At 60.5% G+C, this 23,450-nt stretch carries 19 protein-coding genes; 10 read left to right on the top strand and 9 right to left on the bottom strand.

Annotated elements, in window-relative coordinates; all coding sequences use genetic code 11:
• Positions 1-2: 2 nt before the first annotated feature.
• From EOS_RS00515 to EOS_RS00500, 4 genes are read left to right on the top strand one after another with little or no spacing between them, the layout of a single operon-like run.
• Positions 3-956: a branched-chain amino acid ABC transporter permease gene (locus EOS_RS00515; RefSeq protein ID WP_075645268.1), complete on the top strand. Its 954-nt coding sequence runs from the start codon at positions 3-5 to the stop codon at positions 954-956.
• Positions 949-2,124, top strand: coding sequence for a branched-chain amino acid ABC transporter permease (locus EOS_RS00510; protein WP_047844652.1), 1,176 nt, complete (start codon positions 949-951; stop codon positions 2,122-2,124). The genes EOS_RS00515 and EOS_RS00510 overlap by 8 nt, the downstream gene beginning before the upstream one ends.
• Positions 2,121-2,861 carry an ABC transporter ATP-binding protein gene (locus EOS_RS00505; RefSeq protein ID WP_047844651.1) on the top strand — a complete coding sequence of 247 codons (741 nt, stop codon included), beginning with the start codon at positions 2,121-2,123 and terminating at the stop codon, positions 2,859-2,861. The genes EOS_RS00510 and EOS_RS00505 overlap by 4 nt, the downstream gene beginning before the upstream one ends.
• Positions 2,858-3,562, top strand: a complete 705-nt coding sequence (locus EOS_RS00500; RefSeq protein ID WP_047844650.1) for an ABC transporter ATP-binding protein — start codon at positions 2,858-2,860, stop codon at positions 3,560-3,562. The genes EOS_RS00505 and EOS_RS00500 overlap by 4 nt, the downstream gene beginning before the upstream one ends.
• A gap of 4 nt (positions 3,563-3,566) precedes the next feature.
• On the opposite strand, the gene iolB is transcribed toward EOS_RS00500, so the two are convergent.
• The 7 genes from iolB to EOS_RS00465 all read right to left on the bottom strand — a co-directional run bounded on the left by iolB (position 3,567) and on the right by EOS_RS00465 (position 12,373).
• Positions 3,567-4,373 carry a 5-deoxy-glucuronate isomerase gene (gene iolB / locus EOS_RS00495; RefSeq protein ID WP_047844649.1) on the bottom strand — a complete coding sequence of 269 codons (807 nt, stop codon included), beginning with the start codon at positions 4,371-4,373 and terminating at the stop codon, positions 3,567-3,569.
• Entirely contained in the window at positions 4,370-5,275 is a 906-nt protein-coding gene (gene iolE, locus EOS_RS00490; RefSeq protein WP_047844648.1) for a myo-inosose-2 dehydratase, read from the bottom strand. Before iolE ends, iolB begins: the two co-directional genes overlap by 4 nt.
• 3 nt (positions 5,276-5,278) lie before the next feature.
• Positions 5,279-7,141 carry a 3D-(3,5/4)-trihydroxycyclohexane-1,2-dione acylhydrolase (decyclizing) gene (iolD, locus tag EOS_RS00485; protein ID WP_047844647.1) on the bottom strand — a complete coding sequence of 621 codons (1,863 nt, stop codon included), beginning with the start codon at positions 7,139-7,141 and terminating at the stop codon, positions 5,279-5,281.
• On the bottom strand, positions 7,138-9,132 hold the full coding sequence (locus EOS_RS00480; protein WP_047844646.1) for a bifunctional 5-dehydro-2-deoxygluconokinase/5-dehydro-2-deoxyphosphogluconate aldolase: 1,995 nt from the start codon (positions 9,130-9,132) through the stop codon (positions 7,138-7,140). Before EOS_RS00480 ends, iolD begins: the two co-directional genes overlap by 4 nt.
• Positions 9,133-9,184: 52 nt before the next feature.
• The gene (locus tag EOS_RS00475) at positions 9,185-9,976 is read right to left on the bottom strand and encodes an ATP-binding cassette domain-containing protein (RefSeq protein ID WP_047844645.1); all 792 of its coding nucleotides are present in this window, start codon (positions 9,974-9,976) and stop codon (positions 9,185-9,187) included.
• Positions 9,977-10,002: 26 nt separating this feature from the next.
• Positions 10,003-11,178, bottom strand: a complete 1,176-nt coding sequence (locus EOS_RS00470) for an ABC transporter permease (protein ID WP_047844644.1) — start codon at positions 11,176-11,178, stop codon at positions 10,003-10,005.
• Between the two features lie 142 nt (positions 11,179-11,320).
• The gene (locus EOS_RS00465) at positions 11,321-12,373 is read right to left on the bottom strand and encodes a sugar ABC transporter substrate-binding protein (RefSeq protein ID WP_047844643.1); all 1,053 of its coding nucleotides are present in this window, start codon (positions 12,371-12,373) and stop codon (positions 11,321-11,323) included.
• Between the two features lie 199 nt (positions 12,374-12,572).
• Between EOS_RS00465 and EOS_RS00460 the strand changes: the two genes are divergently transcribed.
• The 4 genes from EOS_RS00460 to EOS_RS00445 are packed head-to-tail and all read left to right on the top strand — an operon-like array spanning position 12,573 to position 15,755.
• Positions 12,573-13,469, top strand: a complete 897-nt coding sequence (locus EOS_RS00460) for a MurR/RpiR family transcriptional regulator (protein WP_047844642.1) — start codon at positions 12,573-12,575, stop codon at positions 13,467-13,469.
• Positions 13,459-14,457, top strand: coding sequence for an inositol 2-dehydrogenase (iolG, locus tag EOS_RS00455; protein WP_047844641.1), 999 nt, complete (start codon positions 13,459-13,461; stop codon positions 14,455-14,457). The genes EOS_RS00460 and iolG overlap by 11 nt, the downstream gene beginning before the upstream one ends.
• Positions 14,454-15,473, top strand: a complete 1,020-nt coding sequence (locus EOS_RS00450) for a Gfo/Idh/MocA family oxidoreductase (protein ID WP_047844640.1) — start codon at positions 14,454-14,456, stop codon at positions 15,471-15,473. The genes iolG and EOS_RS00450 overlap by 4 nt, the downstream gene beginning before the upstream one ends.
• A gap of 54 nt (positions 15,474-15,527) precedes the next feature.
• The gene (locus tag EOS_RS00445) at positions 15,528-15,755 is read left to right on the top strand and encodes a sulfurtransferase TusA family protein (protein WP_047844639.1); all 228 of its coding nucleotides are present in this window, start codon (positions 15,528-15,530) and stop codon (positions 15,753-15,755) included.
• Positions 15,756-15,890: 135 nt separating this feature from the next.
• Here EOS_RS00445 and galU read toward each other — a convergent pair whose 3' ends face one another.
• Together galU and EOS_RS00435 are read right to left on the bottom strand one after the other, a co-directional pair.
• Positions 15,891-16,772, bottom strand: a complete 882-nt coding sequence (gene galU, locus EOS_RS00440) for a UTP--glucose-1-phosphate uridylyltransferase GalU (protein WP_047844638.1) — start codon at positions 16,770-16,772, stop codon at positions 15,891-15,893.
• Between the two features lie 169 nt (positions 16,773-16,941).
• Positions 16,942-19,812: a valine--tRNA ligase gene (locus EOS_RS00435; protein WP_047844637.1), complete on the bottom strand. Its 2,871-nt coding sequence runs from the start codon at positions 19,810-19,812 to the stop codon at positions 16,942-16,944.
• 175 nt (positions 19,813-19,987) lie between these two features.
• On the opposite strand from EOS_RS00435, the gene EOS_RS00430 reads away from it, so the two are divergent.
• Positions 19,988-22,357, top strand: coding sequence for a UvrD-helicase domain-containing protein (locus EOS_RS00430; RefSeq protein WP_047844636.1), 2,370 nt, complete (start codon positions 19,988-19,990; stop codon positions 22,355-22,357).
• Positions 22,358-22,359: 2 nt separating this feature from the next.
• Positions 22,360-23,145: a 5'-methylthioadenosine/adenosylhomocysteine nucleosidase gene (locus EOS_RS00425; protein WP_063177451.1), complete on the top strand. Its 786-nt coding sequence runs from the start codon at positions 22,360-22,362 to the stop codon at positions 23,143-23,145.
• Positions 23,146-23,450 lie beyond the last annotated feature (305 nt).

Here is a 23,450-nt window from a genome sequence, read left to right as displayed (position 1 = left end):
ACGTGAGCTCGTTCGTTCAGTGGTTCGCGACCAATCTTCTGAATGGAGTGAGCGTCGGGTTGCTGCTGTTCATGCTGTCAGCAGGACTGACGCTGATTTTCAGCATGATGGGCGTGCTCAACTTCGCGCATGCGAGTTTTTATATGCTCGGCGCGTATGTGGGTTACGCGCTCGCGGCGCATGGGGGCTTCTGGTTTGCGTTGATCGTCTCGCCGCTATTGGTTGGCGCGCTCGGTGGTTTGTTCGAGCGTTTGTTATTGCGCCGGATAGAAACGCGCGGGGCGCTCGCCGAGCTTTTGCTGACCTTCGGCGCGGCTTACCTGATCGCTGAAGCGGTCAAGTTGATTTGGGGCCTTGCGCCATTCAACGCTGTTGTTCCTTCCTCTCTCGATGGTTCGTTGTTCACGTTTTATGGCGCGGCTTTCCCTCGCTATCGCGCGTTCATGATGGGTGTGTCGCTGGCGATGTTGCTGGCTTTGTACGTGGTGCTGCGAGTGTCGCGAATCGGACTCGTTGTACGCGCCGCGCTTACGCACGCGGCAACTGTCGAGACGCTTGGGCACAACGTGCCGCGCGTGTTTACGTTGGTGTTTTCAACTGGCACGGCGCTCGCCGCGCTGGCCGGCGTGATCGGCGCGCCACTATTCGTGATCGAACCTTCAATGGCCGAGAACATCGGACCGATTGTGTTTGTCGTCGTGGTCGTGGGTGGGCTCGGGTCGGTGGGCGGGGCGCTGGCGGCATCGCTTCTGATCGGCTGCGTGCAGACGTTTGCGGTCGGGACTACGTTGTCGCTCGGTAGCCTCGCCGGTTTTGCGGGCGCTGTGTTGCCGCCCGCATGGGCTTCGCTGAGCGTCGCGCAGATCGCGCCCGTGCTTCCGTATGTGTTGCTCGTCGCGATGCTCGCGCTGCGGCCTCGTGGACTTTTCGGGCAACGTGGCGACGACGATGTTTAAGCCGCGCTTCGCTTATCCTCACGCGCTTCCGTGGCTGCTGCTTGTGGCTGGTCTTGCGTTGCCGCCGGTCTTCACCTCACAAAGCTGGCTGCTCGCCTACCTCGCGCAGACCGCGACGATGATCGTGTTCGCTCTCTCATTCAATCTGCTGCTTGGCGAGACAGGTTTGCTGTCGTTCGGGCACGCCGTGTATGCTGGTCTTGGCGCATTTGCCGCTGCGCAACTCTTCAATCGATACCCCGTGCCGCTGCCTTTATTACCGTTGATCGGCGGTTTAGCTGCGGCGCTGGTGGGAGTCGTCTTTGGCTTCTTTTCAACGCGCCGCGCCGGCACCACATTCGCGATGATCACGCTCGGTATCGGCGAACTGGTGGCGGCGGGCGTGTGGCTCGTGCCGGGTTGGTTCGGCGGCGAGGGCGGCGTTTCCATCGATCGTACGAGTGGCCCCGCGGTTGCCGGCTTGAACTTCGGGCCTGCGATTCAGGCCTATACGTTGATCGCCGGATGGTGCGTATTGGCATGTATCGCCATGTTCGTGTTCTCGCGAACGCCGTTCATGCGTGTGGCGAATGCGGTCCGCGATAACCCCGTGCGTGCCGCTGCTATCGGCTTCGATCCGCGTCGCGTGCGCTTCACCATGGTCATCGTGGCCGCGTTTTTCGCGGGCGTGGCGGGCGGGCTTGGGCTGATCAATGTGGAGCTGGCATCGGCGGAAGGGGTAGGGTTGGCGCGTTCGGGGAGCGTGCTGATTGCTGCTGTGATCGGTGGGACCGCGACGTTCTTCGGGCCGGTATTAGGCGCGGTGGTACTCACGTTTTTCAGCGTGGCGGTGGCGAGTGTGTCTGCCGCTTGGGTGGCATACCTCGGGCTGTTTTTTATGTGGGTCGTGGTCGTGGCGCCGAAGGGTTTGGCGGGTTTTATTGCTGCACGATCACGTGATGGTTTCCTAGGCATAGCGTTTGCCATGTGCGCTGCCGTTGCATGGACGCTTGCAACGGTCATCGCTCTGGAACTCGTCTACGCACTTCAATTCGATAGCCACGGCGACGGCCTCGCGCATGTCGCAGGCTTTCTGCTCGATGGCCGGCATGTCGCTGCGTGGTGTTTCGCTTTCTTAAGCGCCTTAGCCGCGATTCTATTCACCCGGCAAGCCCGGAGCGCACGATGAACACTGCGCTCGAACTCAAGCAGATCACGAAGCGTTTCGGCGCAACCGAGATTCTGCGCGGCGTCGATTTGACCATTCGTCAGGGCGAGCGCCATGCGTTGATCGGTCCGAACGGTGCGGGTAAATCGACCTTGTTTGATCTCATCGCGGGACGCACCCAGCCGACAAGCGGCCACATCGCGTTGAACGGCGTCGACGTTACGGGAGCGCCGGCTCATAGGCTTGGGCGCAAAGGCCTTGCGCGCAGCTTCCAGACCACTAGCGTGTTCACCGGTCTCACCGTCCACGATAACGTTCGTTGCGCAGTGCTGGGTTCTCGCGCGGCTACGTGGAGGGATCGATGGGTCCGTTCGGGTGTGATCGATCAGGAGGCGCAGCGAGTGATTGAGGCTATCGGCTTAGCGGAGCGCCGCGATGAACTCGCCACCAGTCTCAGCTACGCGGAATTGCGCGCTCTCGATCTGGGCCTCGCGCTCGCCACGGGCGCGTCCGTGCTGCTGCTCGATGAACCCACAGCCGGCATGAATCGCGCGGAAGCCGCTCGTGCGCTTGCGTTGATTCGTGAGACGACGCAGGGCAGGACATTGCTGATCGTGGAGCACGACATGGAAGCGGTGTTCGCGCTCGCCGATCGCATCTCGGTGCTCGTGCAAGGCCGCGTAATCGCGACAGGAACGCCCGCTGAAATCGCGGCGAACACAGCAGTTCGCACAGCCTATCTCGGCGAAACACCATGACGATACTGCTTGAAATCGATGGTTTGAACGCATGGTATGGCGCGAGTCATGTGCTGCATGGCGTGAGCTTGTGCATTGGCGAAGGCGAGATCGTTGCACTGGCGGGACGCAACGGTTCGGGGCGTTCGACGCTCGCGAAGGCGTTGACGGGACTCGTGCACGCGCAAGGTTTGGCGAACTTTCGCGGGGTATCGATGATCGGCAAGCGCCCATACGCGATCGCGCGCATGGGCGTCGGTTACGTGCCCGAACAGCGCGACGTTTTCCCGACGTTAAGCGTGCGCGAGAACCTGCTGCTTGGCATGAAGCCGGGCGGATCACGTTTTACGATCAACGACGCGGAGCAGCTTTTCCCCGTGTTGCAAGAACGTGCGACCGTGAAGGCGGGGATGTTGTCAGGCGGCGAACAGCAAATGCTCGCACTTGCCCGGACCTTGATGGGCGACCCATCGTTCGTGATCGTCGATGAACCGACCGAAGGACTCGCGCCGCAAGTCGTGACGCAGGTTGCTGCATGTCTGAAGAGCTTGCGGGAGCGTGGCGTGGCGATCCTGTTGATCGAACAACGCATGACGATTGCGCGCGATCTGGCCACACGCGTCGCCGTGATGGGCCACGGCGCAATCGTCTTCGACGACACGCCCGACGCGCTCGCCGCCAACGAGCGCTTAAGAAACGAATGGCTCTCTATCGGCGGATGAGCGCTTAGGCCTTGCTATCCCGCTCCACGATCCATTCGTGCTTTGGATCGTTCTTGAAATGCCAGGTCCGTTTGTCGCCAGCCATTACGTTCAGGTAGTAGTTGTCGTAACCATACGGCACCACCACCGGGTGATAACCGCGCGGCACCATGACAACGTCATGATCTTCAACGGCCATGGTTTCATCGAGATCGCGTTCATCGGTATAGACGCGCTGGAACGCAAACCCTTGCGGCGGATTCAACCGATGATAATAAGTCTCCTCAAGCGAGCTCTCCACGGGCACATTGTCCTTGTCGTGCTTGTGCGGAGGGTAGCTGGAAGCATGGCCGCCGGGGGTCTTCACTTCCACTACCAGCAAGCCCTCGGCGGGTTCGGTTTGCGGAAGAATATCGCAGACGTATCGCGTATTCGCGCCTTTGCCACGGGTTGAGCGTTTCATCTGCGACGGCTCGATCAAGCGCGCCGGATATTTGCCTGTGGCGGGTGCGCTCGCCACGCCAATCTCCGCATCACGATCTGCGCGAACGGTCGCGGCGAGCTTGGGCGGCAGATACACGGCGTAGGGCGCGGTGTCCTCGAACACGCTGTCGCGCAAGCCGAGTTTCTCCCATTTGTATTCGCCCGCTTCTATGCTCACCGTCCCCGACAACACGACGATGCATACTTCGCGCTGCGCTTCATGCACATGCACGATGTCGCCGGCTTCCAGGCGGTAAGCAGCGAACCCCACGTGTTTCCACAAAGCGGTTTCCGGTGTCACGCGCGCGATGGTCTGGCCTTCGCGCGATGCCTTGACTAGCAGGCTCATATTGCCTCCTGAAGCGTTTCTTCGACGAGCGAGCGCAGCGTCTTGTAGCCTTTCTCGGCATACGCATAACTTGTTGCAATGACGGGATCCTGTTCTGCTTCGACCACGAGCCAGCCGCGATAACCCTGCTTCTTCAATCGAGCGATGATCGATGGAAAATCCACCGCGCCATCGCCGGGAACGGTGAACGCGCCGTTGATCACCGCTTCCAGAAAGCTCCAGTTCCGGTTACGCGCAAGCTTGATGATTTCTGGCCGCACGTCCTTGCAATGCACATGGCAAACGCGTGCAATGTGCTTCTCCAGCATAACCAGCGGATCGCCGCCGGCGAACGTGATGTGGCCGGCGTCGAAGAGCAGGCCGACGGCGTCGTTGGTGAGGCTCATCAGGCGATCGACGTCCGCAGGCGTCTCCACATACGCGCCCATGTGATGGTGATACGCGACACGAACGCCTTTGGAGAGGGTGTATTCCGCGAAGGTGTTCAGGCGCTTTGCGTACTCATTCCAGCGATCATCGGAGAAGAAACGCGGGCGCTGATACAGCGGCCGCGGCGAACCCTGGATCGAGTCCGAGACTTCGCCGTAGACCATCACCGTCGCCCCGTTTTTCGCAAGCAGGTCGAGATGCGGACCTACGGCCGCGATCTCATCCTCCGCACTGCGTTCGGCGAGCCGCCCGGAATACCATCCGGAGACCAGCGCAAGGTCATACCCGGCGAGCAGCGTTTTCAGCGCTTGCGGTTCGCGCGGGAATTTGTTGCCCAACTCGAAGCCTTCGTAACCGATCTTCTTGCCTTCGGTCAGGGCCACGCTCAGCGGGGTCTCACCGCCAAGCGAGGGCAGGTCGTCGTTCATCCATGACAGCGGATTGATGCCGATCCGTACATCGAACGTGCTCATCGATTATTCCTTCGTGCGCTTCGAGCGCGCCGTGATTTCGTGTTCATAGGTCGAGCGTGCCGAGCGCACCGCTTCGCGCGATGAGACTTCCGGCACCGCGACTTCCCACCACCAGCCGCCTTCTTCGGGAGGGCGCGCAGGATCGGTGTCGATGCTGATCAGGTACGAGCGCGTCGACGCGCGCGCGCGTTGCATCGCCGCTTCCAGTTCATCGATGTTCGCTACATGCTCGGCGGTTGCTCCGAGCGAGCGCGCATGCATCGCAAAATCGATCGCGGGCGCGCCTTCGGGACCCTGGCGGCAATCTTCGATCATATTGTTGAATGGAGCGCCGCCGCACGCTTGCTGCAAGCGGTTGATGCAACCGTATCCCCGGTTGTCGAGCAGAACCACAATCAATTTGGCTCCAAGCATCACCGATGTCGCCAGCTCGCTATTCATCATGAGATAGCTGCCATCGCCGACAATCACGATCACTTCACGCTCCGGCCGCGCGAGTTTCGCACCGAGGCCGCCGGCGACTTCGTAGCCCATGCACGAGTAGCCGTATTCGACGTGATAACCGCCGGGCGTGCTTGTACGCCAGAGCTTTTGCAAGTCTGCGGGCAGCGTTCCGGCTGCGCACACCACCACATCATGCGCTGTGGACTGCGCGCTGGAACGCTGCACTGCGCCGATCACATCGGCTTCGCGCGGCAAGGTGTTGTCGTCCTGAGGCGCGTTCGTCACCTGGTCGACCGTAGCGCGCCAGCTATCCGCGAGTTCGTGCGCGCGTGCGGTCCACGGCGGCGATGCTCGCCAGTCGCCGAGCGCTGCGCTCAATGCATCGAGGGCAAGACGCGCGTCAGCTTCTACCGATAAAGCCCCTTGTTTCAGGGCATCAAACGCATTTGCATTGATGCCGATGAGCTTCGCCTGCGTGAACAACGTGTTCGATCCGGTCGTGAAATCCTGTAGTCGCGTGCCAACGGCGAGCACGCAATCCGCGTCGTGGGCGAGCGCGTTGGCAGCGTCCGATCCCGTCACACCGATGCCACCCAGATTCAGCGGATGGTCCCACGAGAGTGCGCTTTTTCCTGCCTGCGTTTCAGCGACGGGAATGCCGTGGCGCTCGGCAAAGGAACGCAAGGCATCGGTCGCGAGCCCATACAAGACACCGCCGCCTGACACGAGCAAAGGTTTTTTAGCGACCCGCAAGGCAGCCGCAGCCCGTGCGACTTCTTCATCGACAGGCGAGGGCGTATGGAACGGCACCACGCGCGGCTCGAAGAACGACGCGGGATAGTCGTATGCCATCGCTTGCACGTCTTGCGGCAGCGCCAGCGTGACGGGTCCGCACAACGCGGCGTCCGTCAGCACGCGCATTGCACGGGGCAACGCGCTGAGCAATTGCGCCGGATGCACGATCCGGTCGAAGTAACGTGAGACGGGCTTCAGCGCGTCGTTCGCAGAAATACCGCCATCGGCAAAATCTTCTACTTGCTGCAAGACCGGATCGGGCGCGCGAGACACGAACACATCGCCGGGCAGCAACAACACCGGCAAGCGGTTCACGTGCGCCAAGGCCGCCGCCGTGACAAGGTTCGTCGCACCCGGACCGATGGACGTCGTCACCGCCATCAATCGGCGTCGAAAGTGCGCTTTCGCGTACGCGATAGCGGCATGCGCCATCGCCTGCTCGTTGTGGGCACGATAGGTCGGCAGCGTTTCGCGATGCGCATACAACGCCTCGCCGATGCCTGCGACGTTGCCATGTCCGAAGATGGCGAACACGCCGCCAAACAGCGGCTCACCGTCCGGGGTTTGCTGCGCGGCGAGGTAGCGGACCAGCGCTTGCGCGGTGGTTAGACGAAGCGTGCCGTTCATGCTGCCTGCTCCTGCGTGACTGTTTGCGTGGCGTTTTTACTGCGGGCGTCGCGCCATGCATCGATCAGCGTTTCAAACGTGCGTCGAACGCGCGCGATGAGTTCCGCGTCGTCGATAGAACGCGCCAGCCACGCGTGACTCGGCTCGTGGAAGATAGTCCTGCCCACGGTAAATCCACGACATGTCTTCGATAAAGCCGCGGGCTTAAAGCCCTCACACAGTTGCTCGACGGCAGCCGACAAGCCCAGCAGCACGACACCGCGACACGCCGGGTCACGTTCGGCGATCAACGCGTCGATAGCCTGCCATTGCGCCGCGTTCATGGGTTCGAGTTTCCACCACTCGGGATAGATGCCGAGGTTATAGAGGCGTTTCAACGATCGCAACGCCGTATCTTCAGCAATCGGCGGACCGCTCTTCGGCACGATCACTTCGAGCAACAACTCGTGCCCGCTGACCTGAGCCGCATCGTATAGCGCGCGAATCTGCGCTTCCTGTTCAAGCCGAAGATCGTGCGGATGATCGGGATGATAGTGAATCAGGCACTTCGCGACATGCTCGCGCGGCCACTCGATCAGCGTCGTGCCGATCGACCTGCCGTGATCGAAGACAAGCGGCATCGAGCCGGGCAATTCCACCGGGCGACCGATCCACCAGCCTCGTCCGGTCGCCGCGTTTAACGCGTCCTGGCCATAGCGGTCGTCGATCAACACGCCGATACGTCCTTGCAGGCCACGCTCCTTTTCCGTCTGCGCCACGGCTTCCACAAACAAGCCCTTGAGTTTGGCGATTCGCGCTTCATCGGCACCGGTCTGCTGCGCGAGATCGAAGAACTGGTTGCGATGGTCAAAGGCAAAACCGAGTACTTCGTCCCATGTTTTCCTGGCTGGCGTTACGCGGTGCAAACGCGCAAGCGTCGCATCGCGATCGGGCCTGCGCATGCGGACGGGATCTGCGTGAGCAGCGTCGAGGAAGTAGTTGAGTTCGGCGGGCGTCGGCATGGCCGGTGCGCAACCGTGACGCGATACGACAAGCCCTCCGCATGCGTTGGCCGTGCGCGCGCAGACTTCCAGCGGTTCGTCTCTCAACCAGCCAGCGAGGAAACCGGATGCGAACGCATCGCCCGCGCCGAGCACGTTCAGCACTTCGACTTCAACGCCGCGATGGACGGGTGCATCGTCGATGGAAACCGGTACGTCGCCGTCGACGATCGAACAGCCCATCGGTCCGCGCTTGACCACCAGCATGGCGTGTGTCACGGCACGAACGGCGGTGAGCGCATCGATGAGATTGTCTTTGCCGCCTGCAATCCGGAACTCTTCTTCCGTGCCGATCACCAGATCCATCAATGGCAAAATGCCTTGCAAATGCGCGGTCACGCTTTCGTTCGCAATGAACCGCGTCTCGCCATCGGCTTTCCCGGTCAGCCCCCAAAGTACTGGCCGATAGTCAATATCAAGCACCGTACGCACCTGATTGCGACGTGCGTAGTCGAGCGCGCGACGGCTCGTGCGGTTGACCTGATCGGTGGAGAAATGTGTCCCTGTAATCAGCAGCGCTTTGGATGAAGCGATGAACGCCTCGTCGAAGTCGTTTTCATCGACGGCCATGTCCGCGCAGTCATCGCGATAGAACACGAGCGGGAAGGTATCGCGGTCTTCTATGCCGAGCAGGACCAACCCCGTCAGCCGGTCGTGATCGATGCGCACATGACTTGTATCGCAGCCTTCACGTTCCAAAGTCTCGGTAAGAAACCGGCCCATGTGGTCGTTGCCGACGCGCGAGAGCATCGCGGACTTAAGGCCTAGCCGCGCACACCCAAACGCGATATTCGCCGATGACCCACCGAGATATTTTGCGAAGCTCGATACGTCTTCGAGCCGTGCGCCGACTTGCTGCGCGTAGAGATCGACCGCGAGCCGCCCGAGACACACGATGTCGCGTGTTCGCCCTGAAGCAAACCGCGATCCGGTTGATGAGTGCAATGCCATGTTCGATCCTGTTCTGTAGATGATGAAAAGCCCGGCGTTGGCCTGAACGTGCTCAGGCCGCTTCGCCTTCCAGTTCGCTCATCATTTGCTGCATTTCGGCGCCGCCCGCCATCATGTCGAGCACTTCGTTCTTGGTGATAGTGTCTTTCGTGAACGTGCCCATCGATTTGCCGCGATTGAGCAGCGTGAACGAATCGCCGATGGGATACGCGTGATGCACGTTGTGCGTGATGAAGATCACGGAGATGCCTTTTGCGCGCGCCGTGTGAATCAGCCGCAGCACGTTGAAGGATTGCTTCACGCCGAGCGCGGCCGTGGGTTCATCGAGGATCAGTACGCGTGCGCCGAAATGGATCGCTCGCGCAATCGCCAGACATTGCTTCTCGCCACCCGACATCGTGCCGATAGGCTGATGCGGGTCACGCACGTTGATGCCCATTTCGGAGAGTCGCGCTCGCGATGTTTCCGCGGCCAGATCCAGGTCCATCACGTTGAGAAAGCCGAAGCGTTTTTTCTGCGGCTCGCGGCCCATGAAGAAATTGCGCGCAACCGATAACAGCGGCACGAGCGCGAGATCCTGATACACGGTAGCGATACCGAGATCGAGCGCTTCTTTCGGCGACCCGAAGTGCACCGGTTTGCCATCGACGAGATACTCGCCGGAGGAGGGCGTGTGCACGCCCGCCAGCGTCTTGATCAGCGTTGATTTGCCCGCGCCGTTATCGCCGAGCAGGCAGTGCACTTCGCCGCGTTTCAGGTGCAACGTGACGCCGTTCAGCGCGATCACTTTGCCAAAAAACTTGCTGACATTTTCCAGTGCGAGGATGGTGTCTTGTTCAGCCATGGCTGTTCCCCTTATTGAGCCTGTATTCATTGAGCTTGAGAAACGCGACGACGCACGTAGTGATTGAACAGCACGGCGATCAGCAGCATCACGCCGAGGAATACGCGGAACCAGTCGGAGCTGACGTTGGTGTAGGTAATACCGATCTGCACGACGCCGAAGATCAGCGCGCCGAAGCACGCACCGATCACCGATCCATATCCGCCCGTCAGCAGCGTCCCGCCGATCACCGCCGCGATGATCGCTTCGAATTCCTTCTGCAGGCCGCGATCGGCGGCAGCCGAACCGATGTCGCAGACTTGCAGCACGGCGAACAGGCACGAGCAGAACGCGGTCAGAACGAACAGCGAAATCTTGACGCGCTTGACCGGCACACCGACGTTCTTCGCCGCGTTTGCGTCGCCGCCCACGGCCAGAATCCAATTACCGAAACGCGTCTTGGCGAGGACGAATGCGCTGACCGCCGCGAGCGCGAACCACCACAAGATGACCTTCGGAATGCCGGGCACGAGGGGTTCGCCGCTATCGAGCAATTTGCCGATCCCCATATGCCCGAGCCACGAAAACACACCGTGCAACGCAACGCCATGGAACAGCGTGTTCGCGAGCCAGTCGTTCTGCGCGAGATCGCCGACACCGGAGATGATCGTGCGGTCCGCGAAGAGAATGGAGAGCGCAAGCGTGAGGCCGCGCAGGATAAACAGAAACGCTAGCGTAACGATGAACGAAGGCAGTCGCGTCTTCACGACGAGATACCCGTTCAATGCGCCGAGCAGCATCGAGCCGACGAACGCGAACAGGATCGCGACAGACAGCGGCCAGTGAAAATACACCGATGGAATCGCGACCATCATGCCGGCGAAACCGATCATCGAACCAATCGATAAGTCGAACTCGCCCGCGATCATCAAGAGGCACGCGCCAACTGCGAGCAAGCCGAGATACGCGGCGACTTGCGACCAGTTCATGACGCCATCGAGATTGAACATGCCCGAACCGCCGGCGCCGATACCGAACACGATAAACACGAGCACGGCCCCGGATATAGCGGCGAATTCGGGACGATTCAGAATATGGCCGAACCATGATTCACGCCTGATGCGTTCGTCGGCGGATCGGGGCGATGGAACGGAATCCTGCTCCTGAGCAGCCGCATTGGCCGCGTTGGAAATCGGGGGGACGTGCTTGCCGGCTATACCCATGATGGCTCCTTGAAGCGCGCGGCCGGACGCTTGCATCCAAGCGGTGGCGCGTTGAGAGAAAGCAGTTGCTGCGGGCGGCGCTTGAGTCGAAGAAGATTCAAGCCGGAAGAAATTCAAACCGCCCGCAATAGATCACATCGGATTAACGATATTGGCCTGCGAACTTCAACACCTTGTCGATGTTGTCCTTCGTGATAAATCCCGGTCCCGAACGAATGTTCTTCGGTCCATACGAAGGTTGAAGGCCGTACGTGTCCAGCCGGGCCTTGAACTTCGGATTGGCTTCCAGGATCTGGCGAATCTTCACCGGGTCGGTCGTCTTGTCCTTCTTCACGATGGCGAGCACGGCGACCGGAATGTAGCCTTGCAAGTACGGCTGCTGATCGATGGCGAACTGGATCGTGCCGGCTTGAATCGCTTTCGCGATGTCATCGGAGAAGTCGAAGGTCGCAAACCAGATCTTCTTGTCCAGGCCCATTTGCTGCACGGCCTTCAGCGTGGCCGCTGCGGGCGTCGGTCCGAGCGTCAGGATCGCCTGCGTGTTCGGATGGTTACGCAAGTACGCGCTTACCTTCGACTGAATTTCGGTCGGATCCTGTCCTGAATCGATGGTGGACGGCTTGTAATCGACACCAATCGCCTCGGCGAAACCACGGCAACGATCGAACGACACTGCGTTGGTCGCAATGTGATTCACGCACAAAAACGACTTGATGCCCGCCGCCTTCGCTTTCTCGCCGGCCGCATAACCCGCCACATATTCCGGCTGGCCGATATGCATGATCGCGCCGAGCTGCGCACTCTGTTCCTCGGTGCCCGAGTTGATCGTAACCAGCGGAATTTTCTTCGCCGTCACCTTGTTCATCGAACTCTTGAGCACGTCGTAATCTGCGATCGTCGCGATCACGCCATCGTAATTACGCGCCGCCGCTTGCTCGATCAGGCGCGACATATCGGCAATATCGCCATTCGGCGGATTGCGGTAATCCGTCTCGACATTGAAGTCCTCGTCCGCCTGTTTGATGGCGTTCTTGATCGTGTTCCACCACGAGTCCGAATCCGGCGCGTGGCTGATCAAAACGAAATGGGCGTCGGGAGCAGCGTGCGCTGCCTGACTGCTCAGTGCTGCTGCGCTGCACAACGCTACGGCAGCTGCGAGCACGCGCAGCGCGGCTCGGCCATTGCAAAGTCTCATTGTCTCCACCTATCTCGGTTGTTTTTCTGAACGAGCATCCGGCGTGTCCACGCCCCTTGCTCACGACCAAGATTAGGACAAGTCTCATCGCTATGCAATAGGAAGTTTAACTATTCGAAGTTTGGAAAATTCATTCCATTCTCGCTGAGAGAACTCTATAATCGATTGCATCGAGTACGGAACAAACCACGAGCAAGGCATGCAGGAAGAGACGCAAGACCCCCAGGAAGCGACCGAGATCCAGACAGTCGACGAGCTGATGCAGCGGATCACCGAGGCTTATGATGCGTTGCCGCGCCAGCTTAAAAGCGTGGCGACGTACATCGAGCAGCATCGCAGCAATGTGATGATGGATCGCACCGGTGACATTGCCGCCGCGTGCGGCGTGCATCCCTCAGCGGTGGTGCGCTTCGCCCAGCGCTTCGGCTTCTCCGGCTTCTCCGACCTCCAGGCGATCTTTAAGCAAGCCTATACGGGCCAGAACGGCTCGGCGCAGAGCTATCAGCAGCGCATCAGGAAACTCATCGACGAAAAGCCGGGCAAGTTGTCGGGTGGATCGGTGGCGCGCGAATTTATCGCGGCGAGCCAGAGCGGGCTCGCGGAACTCGAAGCCGGTCTCGACGACGTCCAGTTCGAAGCCGCCGTGAAAATGCTGCAACAGGCCGAGAACATCTATGTGGTCGGCGTGCGGCGCTCGTTTCCGGTGGCGAGTTATATCGTCTACGCGCTGCAGCACACGGCCAAGCGCGTGCATCTGGTGTCGGGTTTCGGCGGCATGTATCGCGAGCAGATCCGCAGCGTGAAGAAGGGCGATGTGGTGGTCGCGATCAGCTTCGCGCCGTACGGCAAGGAGACGCAGTACTGCGTGCGTGCGGCACAGCATCACGGCGCCAAGACGCTGGTCATTACCGATGGCCAGCTTTCGCCGCTCGCGCGTCACGCGAGCGCGCATTTGTTCGTGAAGGAAGGCAGCGCGTTTGCGTTCCGTTCGCTCACGAGCACGATCTGCCTGTGCCAGGCGCTGTTTATCGCGCTTGCGTACCGGCTTGAACTGAACGTAGAAGAATCAAGGGAGACAGGCGGCTATGACGATTGATGTGGCAGTGTTCGGAGCAGGGCGGATCGGCAAGATCCATGCGGCGAATCTGGCGAAGCAGCCGGGTGTGCGCCTGAAGTACGTAGTGGACGTCAATAAGGAAGCCGCCGCGGCACTGGCTGCGCTTCACGGCGCGCAAGTCGCGGATGTGGAAGGCGCGCTCGGCGATGCATCGATTGGCGCGACCGTCGTGTGTTCGAGCACGGACACGCACGCTGATCTGATCCTGAAATCGGCGGCGCAAAAGAAGCATGTGTTTTGCGAAAAACCGGTGGACCTGACGCTCGAGCGCGCACGCGCTTGCGCCGACGCCGTCGCGAAAGCGGGCGTGGTTTGCATGATCGGTTTCCAGCGCCGCTTCGATCCGACTTTTTCCGCGTTGAAGGCGCGCGTGGAGGCCGGTGAGATCGGCGAGCCAGAAATGTTGATCGTCACGAGCCGCGATCCGGGCGCACCGCCGGTCGATTACATCTTGCATTCGGGCGGCATCTTCAAAGACATGCTGATCCACGACTTCGACGTCTTCCGCTGGATGCTCGACGATGAAGCCGACACGCTGCACGCAACAGGAAGCTGCTTGTTGGATCCGGCGATTGCGGAGGCGGGCGATATCGATTCGACTGCCGTCACGATCCGCACCAAGCGCGGGCGCTTGTGCCAGATCAACACGGCGCGGCGCGCGGCGTATGGCTACGACCAGCGCTTCGAATTGCTCGGCAGCGAAGGCATGCTGCAGGCGGGCAATGTGCGGCCGACGGAGGTCACCGCGTATTCAAAGACCGCGGTCTCGAGCGACGTCCCCGAAGCGTTTTTCCTCGAGCGATATCGCGCGGCGTACGCGCTGGAAATCGCCCATTTCTTCGATGCCGTCCAGGAAGGCAAGCCGGTTCGTACCACGGTCGCGGACGGCCTGAAGGCGCTGGAACTCGCCGAAGCGGCGACGCGTTCATGGCGTGAAGGGACGATCATCAAGCTGGGTGCGGCATGAAAGCGCCGGTGCGGATTGGCATTGTTGGATTGGGTCGGCTCGGTCAGCGCCACGCACGCAACCTCGCGTGGCACGTGCCGGGGGCGACGCTCGCGGCGGCTTGCAGCCCGGTTGCGGCGGAACGGGAATGGGCGCAGGCGAACCTGCCTGAACTCGCGCTTCACAGCGACTACGAATCGATGCTGAAAGACACATCGCTCGATGCCGTCTGGCTCGTCACGCCGACGTCGCTGCACACTGACCAGATCATCGCGGCGTTGCGTGCGGGCAAGCATGTGTTTTGCGAAAAACCCTTGTCGCTGGATCTGGCGCAGTGCGATCGGGTGATCGAAGAAAGCGCGCGATTTCCGCATCTTCAGGTGATGATCGGTTTCGTGCGTCGTTTCGATGCCAGTTACCGCGACGCCTTCAACAAGATCAGCCAAGGCGCCATCGGCCGGCCGTTCATGGTCCGTTCGCAGACCGTCGACAAGAACGACCCCGATGGCTTTTTCGTGCGTTTCGCGCCGACGTCGGGCGGTCTGTTCCTCGACTGCAGCGTCCACGACATCGACTTGGCGCGCTGGATGCTTGGCAATCCGCGGGTCACGCGCGTATTCGCAAGCGGCACCATCGCGATCCACGAAGGCCTGGCGGAATGCGGCGATATCGACAACGGTGTCGCGATCTGCGAATTCGAAGGCGGGCGCCTGGCGGTTTTCCACGCATCGCGCACGAGCGCCCACGGTCACGATACCCAGACCGAAGTGGTCGGAACGGGCGGGGCGTTATCGGTGGGACACAATCCGCGGGCGAATCGCGTAGAGATCTTCGATGCCACCGGCATTCGCAACGAATGCACACCGACGTTCTTCGAACGCTTCGAACACGCGTTCCTGAACGAAGCGGAGGCGTTCGTGGCATCGCTGACGGGTGGCCCGGCAACAGGCCTCACGCTCGACGACGCCCGGGAAGCAACGCGCATCGGCATTGCCATGCGGCAAGCGCTTACTAAAGGCCAGGCGGTGAATTTTTAGGCACTGAGGTAAAATCGAATTCTCATAAAGCGGGTTCGAACAAGGCTCAATTCGATGGAAGTGCACAAGGAAGTCGATGCGCGCGGGCTCACTTGCCCGTTGCCTATCTTGCGGGCGAAGAAAGCGCTGGCCGACATGCAGACCGGTCAGATATTGAAGGTGCTGGCGACCGACCCGGGTTCGCAGCGCGACTTTGCGGCGTTTTCGAAGCAGACGGGCAATGAACTGGTGGAATCGACGTCGCACGACAAAGTGTTCACCTTCCTGATGCGGCGCCGCTAACCTGTCGCTAACCCGCTGCTAAGCGTTTCAGGCCGATAAAAAAATGCCCATGATTTTTTCTCATGGGCATTTTTTCTTACAACCGCACACCGCCTGCTGGCGGCTTGACGCTCATCTGGCTGCTCATCTCACCGCTTAGCCGAGCAAATGCGGCGAGCGCGTGTTCAAGTATTCCTGGAAATCCTTAGCCACTTCCGGATGGCGCAGCGCGAATTCCACCGTCGCTTTCAGATAACCGAGCTTGCTGCCGCAGTCGAAGCGCGTGCCGTGATACTTGTACGCGAGCACTTGTTCGTCGGCGAGCAACGACTGGATCGCGTCCGTGAGTTGCAGCTCACCGCCCGCGCCCGGCTTCAACGCGCGGATGTGATCGAAGATGCGCGGCTTGAGCACATACCGCCCGACCACGCCAAGATTCGACGGCGCAACTTCAGGTTCCGGCTTTTCAACAATGCCCGAGAGCTTGAAAATATTGTCTTCCCATTCTTTCCCGTCGATCACGCCGTACGACTTGGAATCCTGCGCCGGGATCTCTTCCACCCCGATCACCGAGCTGTGATAGTGATCGAACACTTCGATCATCTGCGACATCACGGGCGGCGTGCCGTACAGCAAGTCGTCCGCGAGGATCACGGCGAAGGGGTTGTCGCCGACCAGCTTTTCCGCGCACAGCACAGCGTGGCCGAGACCGAGCGCTTCGGCCTGACGCACATAAAAACAATCGACGTGGCTCGGCTTGATGCTGCGCACGAGATCGAGCAGCTTTTGCTTGCCGCGCGCTTCCAGCTCGGCTTCGATCTCATACGACTTGTCGAAGTGATCCTCGATCGCGCGCTTGCTGCGCCCCGTCACGAAGATCATTTCCGTGATGCCCGCGGCCATGGCTTCTTCGACCGCGTACTGGATCAGCGGCTTGTCGACCACGGGCAGCATTTCCTTCGGGCTGGCCTTGGTCGCGGGGAGGAATCGGGTACCGAGACCCGCAACCGGGAAAACCGCTTTCGTAACTTTTAGCATTTGATGACCCTGATCCTCTTATCGTGTTTAAACGTCAAGCCTGAAACGATGGGCATGGAAGCAAACGCCATGATGCAGGTTGATGCGTTGATAAAAAAGTGCGGCGAGATTAATTCTTCAAGCAGAAAAACGCACTTTGCTATAAGACGGGACAAGCAATCGGTTAGTTTCAGGCCGGAAGCCGCGATAACTGCGCTTTCAACTTGTCAGAAGTCGATTCAAACTCCGCCAACCGCTTGCGCTCCTGTTCCACTACCGCGGCGGGCGCCCGGGCTACAAAACTTTCGTTTTCCAGCTTCACACGGGCCTTCGCGATCTCCTGCGTCAGGCGGTCTACTTCCTTCGTCAGCCGTTCGCGTTCGGCGGCAACATCGATTTCGACCTTCAAGACCAGCTTGTTCGTTCCTACGATAGCAACTGGCGCGCCACTTGCCTCGGCGTCGAGCGCAGCTTCGTCGGCAATGATCTTCACCTCCGACAAACGCGCGAGCGCCTGGACATAGGGCGCGAACGACTTGAGCCGCGCTTCGTCGCCCGTTGCCAGCAAAGGTACCTTGAGCGCCGGCGACAGATTCATCTCGCCGCGCAGATTACGACATGAATCGATAACCGCTTTCAGTTCGGCCGCCCACTGTTCAGATGATTCATCAATCTTAGACGGTTGCGCGACCGGGTAGCGCTGAATCATGATGGATGCGCTCTCAGCGCCTTCCTTGGCCTCCGGGTACAGGTCGGTCAGCGGCGCAACCTTCTGCCACAAGGCTTCCGTGATGAACGGAATGATCGGGTGCGCGAGACGCAGCACGGTTTCCAGCACGCGCAGCAGGGTGCGGCGGGTCGCGCGCTGCTGTTCGGGCGCGCCGGTCTGGATCTGCACCTTGGCCAGTTCCAGATACCAGTCGCAATACTCGTCCCAGACGAATTTGTAGATTGCGCTCGCCACGTTGTCGAAACGGTAGTCGGCGAAACCCTTCTCCACTTCCGCCTCCACGCGCTGCAAAAGCGACACGATCCAGAAGTCCGCCGGCGAGAAATGGAGGTATCCACCCGGCCCGCAATCACCTGCGGCGCATTCTTCCGGTTTGCCGAAACCACAGTCGTGGCCTTCGGTATTCATCAGAACAAAGCGGGTGGCATTCCACAGCTTATTGCAAAAATTACGATATCCCTCGCACCTTGCCAGATCAAAATTCACGTTGCGACCGAGGGTTGCCATGGACGCCATCGTGAAGCGCAGCGCGTCGGTGCCGAACGGCTGAATTCCTTCGGGGAATTCCTTGCGGGTTTTTTTCTCGATTTTTTCCGCTTGCTTCGGGTTCATCAGGCCGGTAATACGCTTGGAGACGAGCGTTTCCAGGTCGATGCCATCGACGATATCGATCGGGTCGAGCGTATTGCCCTTGCTCTTCGACATCTTCTGGCCTTCCGCATCGCGCACGAGACCGTGGACGTAGACCGTGTCGAAGGGGACTTTGCCGGTGAAGTGCGTGGTCATCATCACCATCCGGGCGACCCAGAAGAAGATGATGTCGAAACCCGTCACCAGGACCGACGAAGGCAGGAAGTGCTTCAGTTCCGGTGTTTCGTTCGGCCAGCCAAGCGATGAAAACGGCACGAGCGCCGATGAAAACCACGTGTCGAGCACGTCGTCGTCGCGTTTGAGCGCGCCGGTGTAGCCTTTTTCCGTGGCTTCCGCGCGTGCTTCTTGCTCGGTCTTGGCGACGAAGATTTCGCCGTTATCGCCGTACCACGCCGGGATTTGATGGCCCCACCAGAGCTGGCGCGAGATACACCAGTCCTGGATGTTTTCGAGCCACTGGTAATAGGTTGTCGACCAGTTTTCCGGGACGAACTTGATTTCGCCGTTGCGGACCACATCGAGCGCTGTTTCCGCGATCGATTTGCCCGGATTGAAGGTGCCTTCCGGCGCCGGCTTGCTCATGGCGACGAACCATTGATCGGTCAACATCGGCTCGATCACCACGCCGGTGCGGTCGCCGCGCGGCACCATCAGTGCGTGCGGTTTGACGGACGCAAGCAGGCCGAGCGCTTCCAGATCGGCCACGACTTGCTTGCGTGCGTCGAAGCGGTCCATGCCGCGATATTTTTCCGGCGCGTTGTCGTTGATCTTTGCGTCGAGCGTGAGAATCTCGATCATTGGCAGCTTATGGCGCAGGCCGACCTGATAGTCGTTGAAATCGTGCGCGGGCGTGACCTTGACCACGCCGGTACCGAACTCACGATCCACGTAGTCGTCCGCAATCACGGGGATTTCCCGGTTCGACAACGGCAGCATCACCGTCTTGCCGATCAGATGCGCATAACGCTCGTCTTCCGGATGGACCATCACGGCGGTGTCGCCGAGCATGGTTTCCGGGCGGGTGGTCGCGACCGTCACGTGGCCCGAGCCGTCCGGCAGCGGGTAATTGATGTGCCACAGGCTGCCGGCTTCTTCCTCGCTGGCTACTTCCAGGTCGGACACAGCCGTACCCAGCACAGGATCCCAGTTCACCAGCCGTTTGCCGCGATAAATCAGGCCCTGCTTGTACAGCGTGACGAACACGTCGAGCACGACGGGAGACATTTTGTCGTCCATCGTGAAATATTCGCGCGACCAGTCGATGGAGGCGCCCAGGCGACGCACTTGATTCGTGATGGTCGAGCCGGATTTCTGCTTCCATTCCCAGACGCGTTTGAGGAATTCTTCGCGGCCGAGATCATGCCGGGAAATACCTTGCGCATCGAGTTGCCGCTCCACAACGATCTGCGTAGCGATACCCGCGTGATCCGTCCCAGGCAGCCACAGCGTGTTTTCGCCGAGCATGCGGTGGTAGCGGGTCAGGCTGTCCATGATGGTCTGGTTGAACGCGTGACCCATGTGCAGCGTGCCGGTGACGTTCGGCGGCGGGAGTTGGATCGAGAAATCTTTTTTGCCTTCGATCAGGGTTGGCGCAGCGTAGCCGCGCTTTTCCCATTCCGGTCCCCAATGGGATTCGATGTTCTGGGGCTCGAAACTCTTCGCAAGCGTGTTGTCACTCATGGGGTGGGATCTGCCGAAAAATGCGTAAAAAAGAAGCGGGGGTCGACCAGCGACATCGGGGAATTATAAGGTCTTACCGGACCGGTGGCCGATTTACGGGCCGCGGCGCCTTTGTTTCGAAAACGTGTCCGTGCGAGCGGTCTTATAATGTTCGACCCACCGGAAGACTCGCCCCATGCCCGATCTGCTTGCCAATCTGAATCCCGAACAACTTGCCGCCGTCACGCTGCCGAACGAGCCGGCGCTCATCCTGGCGGGCGCGGGCAGCGGCAAGACGCGCGTGCTGATCACGCGCATCGCGTGGCTGATCCAGCAGGGATATGCGACGCCCACGACCATTCTCGCCGTCACGTTCACGAACAAGGCCGCCAAGGAAATGATGGCGCGCCTGACCGCGATGATGCCCATCGACACCCGCGGCATGTGGATCGGCACCTTCCACGGCCTGTGCAACCGCATGCTGCGCGCGCATTTCCGCGACGCCGGCTTGCCGCAGACGTTCCAGATTTTGGATACCGCAGACCAGTTGTCCGCCATCAAACGGCTGATGAAGGGCCTGAATATCGACGACGAAAAATATCCGGCGAAAAATCTCCAGTACTTCATCAATAACGCGAAGGAACAAGGGCTGCGCCCGAAAGACGTCGACGCGACCGATTCCTTCAACATGAAGTTTGTCGAGCTGTATGCGGCCTACGAGCAGCAATGCCAGCGCGAAGGCGTCGTGGATTTTCCCGAACTGCTGCTGCGTTGTTATGAGTTGCTGGCGCACAATCCGCCGTTGCGCGCGCATTATCAGGCGCGCTTTCGCAATATCCTGGTCGATGAGTTCCAGGACACGAACAAGCTGCAATACGCGTGGCTGAAGATGCTGGCGGGAGAGCACAACGCCATCTTCGCGGTGGGCGACGACGATCAGTCCATCTACGCATTTCGCGGCGCGAATGTCGGCAATATGCACGACTTCGAACGTGAGTACCACGTGCGCAACATGATCAAGCTGGAGCAGAACTATCGCTCGCACGGTCATATTCTCGATACCGCCAACTTCCTGATCGCCAAGAATTCGCGGCGGCTGGGAAAAAATCTTCGCACCGATGCCGGTCACGGTGAACCGGTGCGTGTGTACGAAGCCGCGACGGATACGCAGGAGGCGGCGTGGATCGTCGAGGAGATCAAGGCGATGATTCATGCCGGCGCCGCGCGCGGAGAGATCGCCATCCTGTATCGAAGCAACGCGCAGTCGCGGACCATCGAACATACGCTGGTGAACGCGGGCATTGCGTACCGTGTGTATGGCGGCTTGCGGTTCTTCGAGCGCCAGGAAGTGAAGCACGCGCTCGCGTATCTGCGCCTGATCGACAACCCGAACGACGACACTGCGTTCGCCCGCGTCGTGAATTTTCCGACGCGCGGGATCGGTGCGCGATCGATCGAACAACTCGCCGACGCCGCACGTCTCTACAATTGTTCAATGGCCGCCGCCGTTCCGTACGTGACAGGCAAGGCGGGTTCGAGCATTGGCGCTTTTGCGCAGTTGATCGCCAAGATGCGCGCTGAGACACAGCAAATGAGCCTGCCGGAAACGGTGGAATACGTGATTCGAACGAGCGGTCTCGCCGCTCATTACGAGAACGAGCGCGAAGGCCAGGACCGCCTGGAGAACTTGCAGGAAGTGGTGAACGCGGCAGCCGCGTTCGTGCAAGAGGAGGGCTACGGTCTCGACACTCCCGCGCGGTCCATTCCATTGCGTCCGGGTGCGACCAATGCGCCGGAAATCGGCTTGGCGACGGACGATCCGTCCGTCGATGTGCTCGATCCGGCAAGCCCCGCCGACCCCGCGCAAAATCCCGACACCATGACACCGCTCGCAGGTTTCCTGTCGCACGCATCGCTTGAAGCTGGGGATAACCAGGCGCAAGCCGGTCAGGACGCCGTGCAATTGATGACGGTGCACGCAGCCAAGGGTCTCGAATTCATGGCGGTGTTTATCACGGGCCTGGAGGAGGGCTTGTTCCCGCACGAGAACAGCGCGCAGGAAAGTGACGGGCTCGAGGAGGAGCGGCGGCTGGCGTACGTGGCGATCACGCGGGCGAAGGAGCGGCTGTATCTGTCGTTTGCGCAGAGCCGGATGTTGCATGGCCAGACGCGCTACAACATCCGTTCCCGTTTCTTCGATGAACTCCCCGAAGAGTCGCTCAAGTGGCTTACGCCGAAAGTGGAGGCGGGCGCACGCTGGGGCGGCCGGTCGGATAACGCCGGTTGGGGCCGCGACTGGTTCGCGCGGCCGGGGCAGGAGCGCGGAGAACGCGCTGCGTACACCGATCCCGATGCCGGCAAACCGTTGCCCGCGTTCGCCAACAATCAACGCGCCGCCGACACCGGTTTCAAGGTCGGTCAGCCGGTGTTTCACACCAAGTTTGGCGAAGGCACTGTGATCGCGCTGGAAGGATCGGGCGCGGACGCCCGCGCGCAAGTCCGCTTCAAACGACACGGCGAGAAGTGGCTCGCGCTGGCGGTCGCTAAATTGCAGGCGGTGGAATGACTATGCGTGTGAATCGTCTCGGCATCATGGCCGCGTTGCCGCAGGAACTCGGTGATCTCATCGAATCGATGCATGCCGCCGGCGAGGTGCGCACCGAAACCATCGGCCGGCGTGAATATCACCTCGGGTTGGCGCATGGGGTGCCTTGCGTGGTGACGCTCGCGCGCGTCGGCAAGGTGGCAGCAGCGGCAACGGCGAGCGCGTTGATCCACGTGTTCGGTGTTGACGCCATCGTGTTCACCGGCGTGGCCGGCGGTGTGCGCGCCGACGTGCGTGTAGGCGATATCGTGATCGGCGAGACGCTGATGCAGCACGATCTGGACGCATCGCCGTTGTTTCCGCGCTTTGAAGTGCCCTTGCTGGGCATGGCGCGTTTTCCCGGCGATGCCACGCTGAATGCCGCGCTGGCGAATGCGTGCAGCGCTTTTCTCGCCGATGAACATGCTGCGTTGGAGAGCCGGTTTGGCGTGCATCCGCCGCGCTTGCATCGTGGGCTGATTGTGAGCGGCGACCGGTTTGTTTCGAGTCACGACGAGGTGAATGCGCTGCGCGCAGCGTTGCCCGATGCGCTGGCGGTCGAGATGGAGGGCGCGGCGCTCGCGCAGGTGTGTTTCGAGCACGGTGTTCGGTGCGCGGTCGTTCGCACAGTGTCGGATACCGCTGATGCTGATGCACCTGAATCGTTTCTCGAGTTCCTGCATGCGCTGGGCGGGGCATATTCATCGGGGATCTTGCGACGGTTTTTGGCCGCTTGGGCTTTCCCTCGCGATGTAAATCTCCCCTCCTGAACGTTCTTTTCGTGATGGGCTCGCAGTTCGCCCTCGCGCGCGGCAGCACCTCGGCGTCAACTGAGCCAAAATCAGAGGCGTTGCCCGAACGCTTTCTTTCCGCACGGCGCGGCCAATCAGCGCCGTAGCGTCGTTCCCCTTCGTTCGTCTTCATTACCCTCCTCGATTCGCGCCCCAAAATTCTCTCTTGTAAGTGAGAATGATTCGCAATTACAATGATCGGGATGACAGGAGGTCCACATGACCCAAACGACGCCCGAGTCCGACCGGGCACAGCGCGCCATGTCCGCGAACGCCGCACGCGT

The sequence above is a fragment of the Caballeronia mineralivorans PML1(12) genome (assembly GCF_001028175.1).
Classification (GTDB): Bacteria; Pseudomonadota; Gammaproteobacteria; order Burkholderiales; family Burkholderiaceae; genus Caballeronia; species Caballeronia mineralivorans.
The sequence above is the reverse complement of the archived record's forward strand: the minus strand, read 5'-3'. Positions and strand labels throughout refer to the sequence as shown.

What these genes read in the sequence shown, in the direction of transcription:
- EOS_RS00510 (WP_047844652.1), top strand. Translation starts at nt 949, where the DNA reads ATGTTTAAGCCGCGCTTCGCTTATCCTCACGCGCTTCCGTGGCTGCTG.
- EOS_RS00505 (WP_047844651.1), top strand. Translation starts at nt 2,121, where the DNA reads ATGAACACTGCGCTCGAACTCAAGCAGATCACGAAGCGTTTCGGCGCA.
- EOS_RS00500 (WP_047844650.1), top strand. Translation starts at nt 2,858, where the DNA reads ATGACGATACTGCTTGAAATCGATGGTTTGAACGCATGGTATGGCGCG.
- iolB (WP_047844649.1), bottom strand. Translation starts at nt 4,373, where the DNA reads ATGAGCCTGCTAGTCAAGGCATCGCGCGAAGGCCAGACCATCGCGCGC.
- iolE (WP_047844648.1), bottom strand. Translation starts at nt 5,275, where the DNA reads ATGAGCACGTTCGATGTACGGATCGGCATCAATCCGCTGTCATGGATG.
- iolD (WP_047844647.1), bottom strand. Translation starts at nt 7,141, where the DNA reads ATGAACGGCACGCTTCGTCTAACCACCGCGCAAGCGCTGGTCCGCTAC.
- EOS_RS00480 (WP_047844646.1), bottom strand. Translation starts at nt 9,132, where the DNA reads ATGGCATTGCACTCATCAACCGGATCGCGGTTTGCTTCAGGGCGAACA.
- EOS_RS00475 (WP_047844645.1), bottom strand. Translation starts at nt 9,976, where the DNA reads ATGGCTGAACAAGACACCATCCTCGCACTGGAAAATGTCAGCAAGTTT.
- EOS_RS00470 (WP_047844644.1), bottom strand. Translation starts at nt 11,178, where the DNA reads ATGGGTATAGCCGGCAAGCACGTCCCCCCGATTTCCAACGCGGCCAAT.
- EOS_RS00465 (WP_047844643.1), bottom strand. Translation starts at nt 12,373, where the DNA reads ATGAGACTTTGCAATGGCCGAGCCGCGCTGCGCGTGCTCGCAGCTGCC.
- EOS_RS00460 (WP_047844642.1), top strand. Translation starts at nt 12,573, where the DNA reads ATGCAGGAAGAGACGCAAGACCCCCAGGAAGCGACCGAGATCCAGACA.
- iolG (WP_047844641.1), top strand. Translation starts at nt 13,459, where the DNA reads ATGACGATTGATGTGGCAGTGTTCGGAGCAGGGCGGATCGGCAAGATC.
- EOS_RS00450 (WP_047844640.1), top strand. Translation starts at nt 14,454, where the DNA reads ATGAAAGCGCCGGTGCGGATTGGCATTGTTGGATTGGGTCGGCTCGGT.
- EOS_RS00445 (WP_047844639.1), top strand. Translation starts at nt 15,528, where the DNA reads ATGGAAGTGCACAAGGAAGTCGATGCGCGCGGGCTCACTTGCCCGTTG.
- galU (WP_047844638.1), bottom strand. Translation starts at nt 16,772, where the DNA reads ATGCTAAAAGTTACGAAAGCGGTTTTCCCGGTTGCGGGTCTCGGTACC.
- EOS_RS00435 (WP_047844637.1), bottom strand. Translation starts at nt 19,812, where the DNA reads ATGAGTGACAACACGCTTGCGAAGAGTTTCGAGCCCCAGAACATCGAA.
- EOS_RS00430 (WP_047844636.1), top strand. Translation starts at nt 19,988, where the DNA reads ATGCCCGATCTGCTTGCCAATCTGAATCCCGAACAACTTGCCGCCGTC.
- EOS_RS00425 (WP_063177451.1), top strand. Translation starts at nt 22,360, where the DNA reads ATGCGTGTGAATCGTCTCGGCATCATGGCCGCGTTGCCGCAGGAACTC.